The following is a 910-nucleotide window of genomic DNA, read 5'->3' on the forward strand; positions in this document are numbered from 1 at the left end:
TTGTTATTGAACAAAGAAATTTAAATCCTGTTCTTGACTCTTGCAGTTAAAAACAGGACATTTTAAATGGTTTATCGCATAGACATTTTAATTGGTGAATAACAAAAAATGGGAGCCTTAAGCTCCCATTTTTTAAGTAATTTTTTCAAATAAGGCTTGGGTGAGCATCTAAAATTCGAATCAATGTAGCTGCTGGTCCAGTTGGATAGCGTCGTCCCTGTTCCCAATTTTGCAGGGTACGGGGGCTAATATGTAGACGTGCAGCAAATTCATTTTGGCTCAAGCCAGTTTTTTCACGTACTTCTTTAATATCAGGCAATTCGAGTTCTGTAACTCGGCTTGCTTTAACTTCTTTACGTTTGATAGCTCCAGCTTCTTTGATTGAAGCAACCAAGTCATCAAATAAGTTGTTATCCATGAAATTGCTCCTTCACGAGTTGGCGCAGAATGGCGGTTTCCTTATCTGTTAAATTATCTTTTACTGATTTTGGATAAGCCACTAAGAAAAAGATCTGATCATCCTCGGTGACCCAATAATAAATCACCCGTATCCCACCACTTTTCCCTTTGTTACCTTGAGCACAACGTACTTTGCGAATACCACCGCCATTCTTGATTAGGTCACCTCTATCAGGCTGTACCAAAAGATCTTGCTGAAGTTGACGATATTCCTCATCAGATACAAGGTCTTTAATTTGCTTGGTAAAGATGCTGGTTTCAATAAATAACATGGACTCTTTATACGTCAATGGCGTATTTGAATTTTAGCAGTTTCCATAACAAAAAACGAGAGCTGGTAGCTCTCTGTTATTCCTAAGTAGAAATGTCCTACCTAATAACCAAATAGAAATGTCCTATATGGACATTTCCAAGTCAAGCACAGGATTTAGATTTCTTTGTTCAATAACAG

The 910-nt window shown here is 37.6% G+C and carries 2 protein-coding genes; both read right to left on the reverse strand.

Going from position 1 to position 910, the window contains the following annotated elements; translation table 11 throughout:
* Positions 1-145 precede the first annotated feature (145 nt).
* Positions 146-418 (reverse strand): NadS family protein, encoded by a 273-nt coding sequence (gene nadS, locus EXE29_RS17275; RefSeq protein ID WP_000369781.1) that lies wholly within the window; start codon positions 416-418, stop codon positions 146-148.
* Entirely contained in the window at positions 411-731 is a 321-nt protein-coding gene (locus tag EXE29_RS17280) for a type II toxin-antitoxin system RelE/ParE family toxin (RefSeq protein WP_039253786.1), read from the reverse strand. Before EXE29_RS17280 ends, nadS begins: the two co-directional genes overlap by 8 nt.
* Positions 732-910: the final 179 nt, after the last annotated feature.

This window comes from Acinetobacter sp. WCHAc060006, from assembly GCF_004209135.1.
Taxonomy (GTDB): domain Bacteria; phylum Pseudomonadota; class Gammaproteobacteria; order Pseudomonadales; family Moraxellaceae; genus Acinetobacter; species Acinetobacter cumulans.